The organism is Bradyrhizobium sp. STM 3809, from assembly GCF_000239795.1.
Classification (GTDB): domain Bacteria; phylum Pseudomonadota; class Alphaproteobacteria; order Rhizobiales; family Xanthobacteraceae; genus Bradyrhizobium.
Map to the genome: position 1 here is coordinate 1 of NZ_CAFJ01000492.1, position 8,838 is coordinate 8,838.

General features: G+C 65.0%; 9 protein-coding genes. 3 read left to right on the top strand and 6 right to left on the bottom strand.

Annotated features, from left to right (window positions below; genetic code table 11):
• Positions 1 to 25: 25 nt before the first annotated feature.
• The 4 genes from BRAS3809_RS22650 to rpsT form a co-directional block, all read right to left on the bottom strand.
• Positions 26 to 313 carry a GIY-YIG nuclease family protein gene (locus BRAS3809_RS22650; protein ID WP_008964364.1) on the bottom strand — a complete coding sequence of 96 codons (288 nt, stop codon included), beginning with the start codon at positions 311 to 313 and terminating at the stop codon, positions 26 to 28.
• 177 nt (positions 314 to 490) lie between these two features.
• Positions 491 to 1,609: a DNA polymerase III subunit beta gene (gene dnaN, locus BRAS3809_RS22655; RefSeq protein WP_008964365.1), complete on the bottom strand. Its 1,119-nt coding sequence runs from the start codon at positions 1,607 to 1,609 to the stop codon at positions 491 to 493.
• Positions 1,610 to 1,919: 310 nt separating this feature from the next.
• Complete coding sequence (dnaA, locus tag BRAS3809_RS22660) at positions 1,920 to 3,350, bottom strand: chromosomal replication initiator protein DnaA (RefSeq protein ID WP_008964366.1); 1,431 nt, start codon at positions 3,348 to 3,350, stop codon at positions 1,920 to 1,922.
• A 1,308-nt stretch (positions 3,351 to 4,658) separates the two neighbouring features.
• Positions 4,659 to 4,925 (bottom strand): 30S ribosomal protein S20, encoded by a 267-nt coding sequence (gene rpsT / locus BRAS3809_RS22665; protein ID WP_008964367.1) that lies wholly within the window; start codon positions 4,923 to 4,925, stop codon positions 4,659 to 4,661.
• 361 nt (positions 4,926 to 5,286) lie between these two features.
• Between rpsT and BRAS3809_RS22670 the strand changes: the two genes are divergently transcribed.
• From BRAS3809_RS22670 to BRAS3809_RS22680, 3 genes are all read left to right on the top strand, one after another.
• Positions 5,287 to 5,604, top strand: a complete 318-nt coding sequence (locus BRAS3809_RS22670; RefSeq protein WP_008964368.1) for a hypothetical protein — start codon at positions 5,287 to 5,289, stop codon at positions 5,602 to 5,604.
• Between the two features lie 121 nt (positions 5,605 to 5,725).
• A complete protein-coding gene (msrA, locus tag BRAS3809_RS22675; RefSeq protein WP_008964369.1) occupies positions 5,726 to 6,382 on the top strand; it encodes a peptide-methionine (S)-S-oxide reductase MsrA in 657 nt (218 codons plus the stop codon).
• 181 nt (positions 6,383 to 6,563) lie between these two features.
• Complete coding sequence (locus BRAS3809_RS22680) at positions 6,564 to 7,277, top strand: polysaccharide biosynthesis/export family protein (protein ID WP_008964370.1); 714 nt, start codon at positions 6,564 to 6,566, stop codon at positions 7,275 to 7,277.
• 182 nt (positions 7,278 to 7,459) lie between these two features.
• Here the strand turns inward: BRAS3809_RS22680 and BRAS3809_RS22685 are convergent, their stop codons facing one another.
• Together BRAS3809_RS22685 and BRAS3809_RS22690 are read right to left on the bottom strand one after the other, a co-directional pair.
• Positions 7,460 to 8,131 (bottom strand): dienelactone hydrolase family protein, encoded by a 672-nt coding sequence (locus tag BRAS3809_RS22685; RefSeq protein ID WP_008964371.1) that lies wholly within the window; start codon positions 8,129 to 8,131, stop codon positions 7,460 to 7,462.
• A 44-nt stretch (positions 8,132 to 8,175) separates the two neighbouring features.
• Positions 8,176 to 8,547, bottom strand: a complete 372-nt coding sequence (locus tag BRAS3809_RS22690) for a hypothetical protein (protein WP_008964372.1) — start codon at positions 8,545 to 8,547, stop codon at positions 8,176 to 8,178.
• Positions 8,548 to 8,838 lie beyond the last annotated feature (291 nt).

The window sequence follows — 8,838 nt, forward strand, 5'->3', positions numbered from 1 at the left end:
TCGACCCGGCAATCCATCGTCCGCGTCAGCGGACTATTTCATCATAGAGATCGCGCCAGTCCGGATTGTCCTTGGCGATCAGGTCGATCTTCCATTCGCGTGACCAGTGCTTGATGTTCTTCTCTCGTTGCAAGGCTGCTGCGATCGTCTCATGCGCCTCGAAATAGACCAGCCGCTTGACGCCGTAGCGCTTTGTGAAGCTCTCAGCCAAACCTTCGCGATGCTCATGAACGCGCCGAACGAGATCGTTGGTCACGCCGACATAGAGCGTGCCGCCGGGCTTGCTGGCGAGAATGTACACCCAGTAGGCCATGTGCTGAGATGGATGGCCGGGTCAAGCCCGGCCATGACGAGAGTTGGTTCGGTCTGGCGGTGCGTCCTTGGCTCGTAAGGTAGGCAAAGGCGCGGAGCGCCGTGCCCACTTTTTGTTAGTTGGTTATGGTGGGCACGCTTCGCTTGGCCCACCCTGCGCAGCAACTCGCGGCGCGCCTCACACCCGCATCGGCATCAGCACGTACAGCGCGTTCCTGTTGTCGCGGTCCTGGATCAGGGTCGGCGAGCCGGGATCGGCGAGGCGCAGCACGGCGACCTCGCCTTCGATCTGGGCGGCGATGTCGAGCAGATAGCGCGAGTTGAAGCCGATATCGAGCGCGTCCGAGGCGTATTCGACCTCGAGCTCCTCGGTGGCGCTGCCGGAGTCCGGATTGGTGACCGAGAGCACGAGCTTGCCGGCCGAGAGCGCCAGCTTCACGGCGCGGCCGCGTTCGCTCGAGATGGTGGAGACGCGGTCGACGGCGGCGGCGAAATCGGCCTTGTCGACGACGAGCTCCTTGTCGTTGTTCTGCGGGATGACGCGGCCGTAGTCCGGGAAGGTGCCGTCGATCAGCTTAGAGGTGAGCACCACCTGGCCCAGGGTGAAGCGGATCTTGCCCTGCGACAGCTCGATCCTGACCTCGCTGTCATTGTCCTCGATCAGCCGCTGCACCTCGCCGACGGTCTTGCGCGGCACGATGACGCCGGGCATCTCGGCGGCGCCGGCCGGCTGCGGCAGATCGACCTGCGCAAGCCGGTGGCCGTCGGTGGCCACCGCGCGCAAGGTCGGCTGCTTGGCGGTGCCGCCGGCATGCAGGTAGATGCCGTTCAGATAATACCGCGTCTCTTCGGTCGAGATGGCGAACTGCGTGCGGTCGATCAGGCTCTTGATGTCCTTGGCGGGAACGCCGAAGGCGTGCGTCATCTCGCCGGCGGCGAGATCCGGGAAGTCGCTCTCGGGCAAGGTCTGCAGGGTGAACTTGGAGCGGCCGGCGCGGATCGCCAGCACGGCACGCTCGCCGTCGCTCTCCAGCACGATCTGCGAGCCGTCCGGCAGCTTGCGCACGATGTCGTAGAACATGTGCGCCGGCACGGTGGTGGAGCCGGCGGTGGCGGTCTCGGCGGCGAGCGTCTCCGTCACCTCGAGGTCGAGGTCGGTCGCGCGCAGCGACAAGCGGGCATTCTCGGCGCGCACCAGCACGTTGCCCAGGATCGGAATGGTGTTCCGCCGCTCGACCACCCGATGGACGTGGCCCAGCGACTTCAGGAGCTGCGCGCGTTCGACGGTTACTTTCATTGCACTACCCGCCCGTTCCCAACTGAGCTTGTCCTGGAATGCCGGCGGGCTGGAACAGCGCCGCGGCCGATGGCACCTCGCGCCCGAACGGCGCTTTTTCAGCGTCCAGGAGCGTGAGAGGGAGGCGTAAAGTGGCGCGGATGAGGCCCAAGCGCAAGGGAGCGCGGGCCGATTTCCCATGTTTCGGCAGGCGTTTCCGCGACAATGCGGACCGCTTTCCATGGCGAGTCTGGAGCAGGGATGGCGGCGCCTGGGGCCGGACCTTCTGTCCGCGCCCCCCTTGGCTCATCGGGCTGGCCTATCGGGCAGGCTAGTCCTGCAGCTGGCGCTTGAGCGACTCGACTTCGTCGTTCAGCGCGACGTCCTTGCCGACCAGCGCCTCGATCTTGCGGACGGCGTGGAGCACCGTGGTGTGGTCGCGTCCGCCGAAGCGGCGGCCAATCTCGGGCAGCGAGCGCAATGTCAGCGTCTTGGCCAGGTACATCGCGACCTGGCGCGGGCGCACCACGTTGGCGGTGCGACGCGAGGACAGCAGGTCCGAGCGGCTGACATTGTATTGCCGCGCCACGACGCGCTGGATGTCCTCGATCTTGATCCGCTTCGGCTCCTGCGGCCGAACCAGGTCGCGGACCTCGCGCTCGGCCATCTCCAGGGTGACCGGCTGGTTGTTGAGCTTGGAGTGAGCGAGCAAGCGGTTGATCGCGCCCTCGAGGTCGCGGCCGTTATGAGTGATCGAGCGGGCGAGATAGTCCAGCACCGGCTCCGGCACGTCGAAGCTCGCATGATGGGCGCGGGCGGCCGCGACACGCGATTTGAGAATGCCGAGGCGCAGGTCCTCGCCGAGCGTTGCCATCTCGACGACGAGGCCGCCGGCCAGGCGCGAGCGGACACGGTCGTCGAGGCTCTCGAGATCCGATGGCGGCCGGTCGGCCGCGATCACCACCTGGCGTCCGGCGTCGATCAGCGCGTTCAGCGTGTGGCAGAACTCGGCCTGGGTCGACTTGCCCTGCAGGAACTGCAGGTCGTCGATCACGAGGACGTCGATGCCGCGCAGCGCTTCCTTGAACGCGAGCGCGGTCTGCGATTTCAGCGCCGCGACGAAACCGTACATGAATTTCTCGGCGGTGAGGTACAGCACCTTGCGCTCACCACCGGCATTGCCGGCCCAGGTCACCGCCTGCAGCAGATGCGTCTTGCCGAGGCCGACGCCGGCATGGATGTAGAGCGGATTGAACATGACGGGGTCGCCGCGACGGCCGTCGGCCACCTGACGGGCGGCGGCGTGCGCCAGCGTGTTGGCACGGCCGACGACGAAGCTCGCGAAGGTCAGGCGCGGATCGAGCGGCGAGCCGCCGAGCGCATCATGGCTGGCGGCGACCGGAGTCATCACCGGTGCGCGGGTATCGGCAACCGGCCTTGCGTCGCTGCGTTCGGCGCGGCGCGTCTCGACCGGGGCGGGTGCTTCCTTGGCGGGCGCGGCACAGCGCATCGCGGTCCGCACCGACAGGTCGATGCGGTGCACCTCCGGCATCTCGGCCTGCCATGCCGACAGCACGCGCTCCGCATAATGCGCCTGGATCCAGCTCTTCAGAAAGCGCGTCGGCACCGACAGATGCACGCTCTCGTCCTGGACGGCTTCGAGGTCCATGCGGGCGAACCAGCTCGTATAGACGTCCTCGCCGACGGTCGAGCGCAGCCGACCTTTCACGCGAGACCAGCGTTCCTGTTCCGAATTTGTCATGGCAGTCGCAACTTTTCGAATTGAGTGGTGGTGTCGTGATCGCCGTGCAGATGTCCCGTGAGGGGACGAGTCTGCGCGGAGAGACCTCGAGCGGAGGCTCAACTCCAGGCAAAGCTTCACCGTCCGGCGCGTACGCCGTTGGGCAGATCAATGCTGGTCGAGGGTGTTCTCTGCGAGGTCAGCGCATACTCGGATGCGCGCGGAGGGGAGGACCGATGGCCGTGCTGGTGGTGTTGACCGCTAAGGTGGCGTGATCCGGAACCAGCTCTTGATGTCTAACAGCGATGTGTCCGTAAAGCATGCAACCTCCCCGCCTCACCGCAATTGCTCACGGCAAGTTGTCATATCGCACATGTCCCATAGGCACCTGCGTCCGAACCCCAAGATTCAGTCGCAACGCCGTACATCCCGTCCATTGTCCACTCACTGAGCGAAGCCGTCGCAAGCGTCAGCCGGTTGGAGCGCTGTCGTATTTCTCTTGTTCAAAACGGCGCAACGATGATGTTGTGCCCGAGAAATTTCGACAAAGTTCTCCCGTTCCCCATATGACTATGGGTACAATTCCGGCCATCGCTTTTGAAAGCGTCGCCAACGCGCACACCGCCGCCGATTTGCACGTCCGCCCCCATTTCTAAAACCGCGCTGGTCTCAAGATCGTGGGCGCCGCGAGTGGATTTAAGAAATACACGATGCGCCGGGACTCGCAATCCATTTGATCGGTACGCTTGCGACGAGTCTTCGCAGCGCTCGCGGCGCGGTGCTCGGCGTTAAGAAAGCAAGGTTTTGAATCATCGCGAGGAATCTCGGATGTGACAAACAACATGGTCTGCCCAAAATTTCTTCATAATTTTTTTACGTTCCGGCCAAGCTCGACCGCTTTTCCAAACACTTCGTCGCGCTATGCGCTTAAGTCATTTTCGAGCCGATGTTTTTCGCGATTACTTGACGCGGGTAACTCCCGCCGCATCGCGTGCGCGAAGTGAACGGCGCATCGCACGCTCTTGACAGCGAGGGCACGGCATCGCGCGCAGATTCGCTGTTGTTTCCGGTGAGACAAAATTGTCACCGCGTAAAATTACGGAACGTCACGTAGGAGTACGGAACGTGTCAGGCTGGCACGACATCGCATGCGTTCCAATACGCGCAGAGATCGCAGCGATGTTGTGATATCGCCGGAGATAGAGTCTGAAGTGCCTTGCAAACGATATGCGAGCGAGTCGCGAGCGCACACAAGCCACGGCTCAAAAGAAAAGCCCGGCGGGAGCCGGGCTGTTTGCATCTTGATAGTTCGTCAGTCGATCGGTCGCGTCACTTCGCGAGCTTGGCGATCTGATGGACGAGGCGCGAGACTTTGCGGCTGGCGTTGTTCTTGTGAATGATGTTGCGCTGCGCGGCGCGCATCAGCTGCGGCTCGGCATTGGCCATCGCCTTCAGCGCGGCCTCGCGGTCGCCCTTCTTGATCGCGTCCTCGACGGAGCGGACCGCACCGCGCATCTGGGTCCGGCGCGACTTGTTGATGATGGTGCGGCGGGCAATCTTGCGCGTCGCCTTCTTCGCGGAGGTCGTGTTGGCCATGCTCTCAAATATCCTTCGACGGCGAGCAGTCGCCGCAATTTGCGGGTACGCGCGCGGCCCGCTTGACGCGGCCCCATCGACGCGGTGGGTTGTTCGGACGCCTCTCTGAGAATGCCATGACCGGAGCGGGTCTGCTCGGCGGATCGGCGCTGCTCAAAGAACAGCGGCGGCGGGATCGCGCCCACCGCCTTTGGCGACCTTATAGGGGCAGGGGCCGCGAGCGTCAACGGTCTCGGAAGCCGAAGGCGACCCCGGAGCCGCGCCAAGGCCGGTTCTAAGCCCCTGACGAGGTTGAATTTCCAAGGAGCCCCCGCTATGGCCTTGCTGCCCGTCCGGGCAAGCAAGATAAGGCAGGTGAGGCATGATCCGCGGTTTTTTCCGCCTGGTGGGACTGTTGCTGCTGGCCGGAAGCTTCATCTTCCTGGTGTATGACGGGGCCCGCTGGGTCGCCGACCAGACCCTGCAGTTTACCCGGTTCGGCCAGCTCTGGAACGACGTCCACCAGTCCAGTCAGGCCGCCTTCAAGGCCTGGGTCGAGGCCAAGGCCCCGTTCCTGTGGGACTGGATCGTCCGGGCGTTCCTGGATCAGCCGGTCTTTGCCGTCCTCGGCGTGGTCGGGATCCTGCTGATGCTGCTGTTCCGCCCGCGCCGGCCGCTGATCGGCTATGGCCGCGACTGACGGCGGCTGCGCGGCGTAACATCGCTGCGGTCCGGGGCGTAGAGACCTATATAATCCCACAGTGACGCATCGCGCCGCCGGACCATCTCCGGCGGGCGGATGCCATGCCCGGAGACAGCCCATGTTCTTCATGCGCAAGCCCACCGCCATGCCGAGCGCCGCCGAGGCGCTGCCTGGCCGCGCCCAGCCGATCCCGACCGCCACCAAGCATTTCGTCAACGGCCGCGCCTTGCTGCCGCCCTATCCCGCCGGCCTCGAGCAGGCGGTGTTCGGGCTCGGCTGCTTCTGGGGCGCGGAGCGCAAGTTCTGGCAGCTCGGCGACGGCATCCACGTCACCGCGGTCGGCTATGCCGGCGGCCATACGCCGAACCCGACCTATGAGGAGGTCTGCTCAGGCCTGACGGCGCATACCGAGGTCGTGCTCGTCGTGTTCGATCCCAAGGTCATCTCGTATGAGCGCCTCCTGAAGACGTTCTGGGAAAGCCACGACCCGACCCAGGGCATGCGCCAGGGCAACGACGTCGGCACGCAATATCGCTCGGCGGTCTACACCTTCAGCGAGGCCCAGCGCGAGGCGGCCGAGGCTTCGAAGCAGGCCTATGAGCAGGCGCTGCGCGCCAAGGGCCTCGGCGCCATCACCACGGAGATCGCGCCGGCCGGTCCGTTCTACTTCGCCGAGGACTATCATCAGCAGTATCTGGCCAAGAATCCGGCCGGCTATTGCGGCCTCGGCGGCACCGGCGTCGCCTGTCCGATCGGCGTCGGCGTGAGTGCTTGAGGCCGGCGGCATCCGTCGCACTGACTGAACACCCAAACCCTCTCCCACGCCGTGGGAGAGGGTCTTTCTTTGGCTCTCGCTGCAGCGATGCACTTGTGTGTCACGCCCGCCACACGCGCCAACGGTTTGTTAACCTTAACCGCGCATGACTAGGGCACATCCTCCTTCAGGGATTGTTCGAGTGCGCGCGTATTTCCTTCCGGTCATTGCCATCCTCTCCACGGTCCTGCTGTCGGGCTGCATGCACACGGCCTCCCCCGTCGCCGTCGGCCAGCCGCAGAGCGATCTCGATGCCATGGCCTATGGAACTCCTTCGACCGGCCCGGTTGCCGCCACCGGGCAGGGCGGAGCGATTCCCGCGCTTCGCAACTCGTTCGCCGCCGCCCCGCGCGGCGCTGCGGTCATGCCGGTCGGCTATGCGCCGGCACGGTCCGACTCGGCGTATCATCTCGATGCCGGCGACAAGCTGCGCGTCGTCGTCTACGGCCAGGAAGGCCTGACCAACACCTATGCGATCGATGCGTCCGGCTCGATCACCATGCCGCTGATCGGCAGCGTTCCCGCGCGTGGCCGCACGACGGCAGGTCTTGCTGCCGAGATCACCGCCAAGCTGCGCAACGGTTACATCCGCGAGCCGTCGGTGGCGGTGGAGATCGAGTCCTATCGGCCGTTCTTCATCCTCGGCGAGGTGCAGGCGCCCGGCCAATATCCCTACGTGCCCAACATGACCGTCGAGAGCGCGATCGCCATCGCCGGCGGCTTCTCGCCGCGAGCCAAGCGGGACATGGTGACGCTCACCCACACCGATGCCGGAGGCGCGGCGCGCTACGAGGTTCCGTTGGGTACGTCGCTCAAGCCCGGCGATACGATCCAGGTCGGCGAGCGCTGGTTCTGATGGTCCGGCTGCGAAGACCGATCGCTGCGCGATAGCGCGATGCTCCACCCGTCGTCATTGCGAGCGAAGCGAAGCAATCCAGGGCTGCGCGCGCGGCCCTGGATTGCTTCGTCGCGGAGCCTGTCATCGGGCCGCGCTTTGCGCGGACCCGTTGGCTCCTCGCAATGACGTTGGATAGACCTTCAGCGCAGATGCTGCGCGAAGAACGCCAGGCTGCGCGACCAGGCCTGATCGGAGCTCGGCTTGTCGTAGCTCGCGCGCTCGTCGCAGCCGAAGCCGTGCTGGGCGCCGGGATAGACGAAGATCTCGACGTCGGGGCGCTTGGCCTTGATGGTCTCGACGTCGGTGAGGGGAATGCCGGCATCCTTCTCGCCGAAATGCAGCTGCGTCGGGACGGAAGGCTTGTCGTCGGCGAAGCGCACGATGGCGCCGCCATAGTAACCGACGGCGGCCTTCAGCCCGGTGAGCTTGGTCGCGGCCGCATAGGCGATGCTGCCGCCGAGGCAGAAGCCGATGATGCCGACGGGTCCTGTGCTCTTCACCGCGTCGATCGCGGCCTGGGTGTCGCGCAGCATGGCCGGCCAATCGGGATTGGCGACGAATTTCCGCGCCACGGCGATCTCATCCGGCGAGTAGCCCGAGGTGAAGTTGGGCTCGACGCGGTCGAAGATCGCGGGCGCAATGGCGACATAGCCTTCCGCGGCGAGGCGGTCGCAGACGTTGCGGATGTGATGGTTGACGCCGAAAATCTCCTGGATGACCACCAGCGCGCCCTTGGGCGGCGCGGACGGGTCGGCGCGATAGGCGCCGAGCTGGAAGCCGTCCGATGCGGTGAGCTTGATGTCCTGTCCCACGTTGACTCCTTATACCAGGTAATACCACGTCGCGATGGCGCGCTTCAGCGCCACATCCAGTTGGTGCCGTAGTCCTCTTTCCAGCCGGTCAGCCGGCCCTTGCGGAACTTGAGGAACAGGCGGTGATGATGCGGGACCAGTCCGCTGCCGCCGAGATTGCGCAAGGCGAGAAAGGTCTCGTTCCCGGGCGTGCCGTTGAGATAGATCAGCGGCTGCGCCAGCACGCGCGATGTCTCCCCGACATCCATGCCGAAGGCAAGCGGCGACACGTTGGATAACGTCGCTGTGAAAGGCGGGCGGGTCTCGGCGACCGGCGGCGCCTCCCTCGCTTCGGCAGCGCCTGCAATCAACAGGCCAGCCGGCAGCAAGGAGAGGCTGAGCGCAACGCGGCGCCGTCCCGACGCAGGTATTCTCATCAGCTGACCTCTCTCCCTCGCCGGCGACCAAGACGATTTCTCTTAGCCCGGGCAGCGCTGCCATCCCAGCGCTTCCGCGCCGCACAACGCAAAATGCCGATTCATTTCGCAAGCGGTCGTTCCAAATCCCGTTGCGTCGCGGGGCCAACGCGATCATTCTTTCGTCCTGGCTGGCATCGAACCGGTGGGTGCCGAGCGTTCACAAACCGAACTTCGCCGTAAGCGAAGTCGCACGCCGGGCGGGGAAGAAACCACATGCCTAATCTCACCATCAATGGGCGGACCATGTCC